Here is a 514-nt window from a genome sequence, read left to right as displayed (position 1 = left end):
GATTCGATGAGTCCTTTTTTTTCTAGCTGTGCCACTATTGCGGTGACTTTTCTTTTGTGAATCTTGGCAATCTCTTTTGGGTGAATATCTGCGTTAAACGCTTCAATTGCTTGAAGTGTTTCTTCATCTGTCCACCTTAAACCATGACGTTTAGGTGTTTTTCTCTCCTTTACTTGTACTTGTTTTTTTGAATTTAACTTACGGATTCGATCTTTTGACTCGCTCCTTTCACAATCTTCATGTAATGCATTTTTTATAAGAACTAAACACCTAACTAACTCTGGTGTTAGCATCGTTGAGCCTTTTATAAACTCTGAATTTGTTAGGGGATTGATGCCCCGAGAAAGGTAGTGAAGTTGTTTTAATAGAAGATCTTTGTCTTGGCTTCCCATATTCTAATCCTTGTGGTTTATCCCTAATAGTAGTGATTTAGAGTATATGGCTTACCGATTGTCTAAACCAGAAAATCGGACAGTTCAAAACCTTCATTAAGTAAACTTTGAAGCTCTTGTGG

The 514-nt window shown here is 36.6% G+C and carries 1 protein-coding gene; it reads right to left on the bottom strand.

Annotation, left to right across the window (positions count from 1 at the left end; translation table 11 throughout):
- Positions 1-392: hypothetical protein (locus Q1A70_RS20380; protein ID WP_299695861.1), on the bottom strand; the 392-nt coding region annotated here is incomplete at its 3' end.
- Between the last annotated feature and the right edge of the window lie 122 nt (positions 393-514).

It is taken from the genome of uncultured Vibrio sp., from assembly GCF_947488985.1.
Classification (GTDB): domain Bacteria; phylum Pseudomonadota; class Gammaproteobacteria; order Enterobacterales; family Vibrionaceae; genus Vibrio.
Note: the sequence above shows the minus strand (reverse complement) of the source record. Positions and strands in the feature narration are given on the sequence as shown.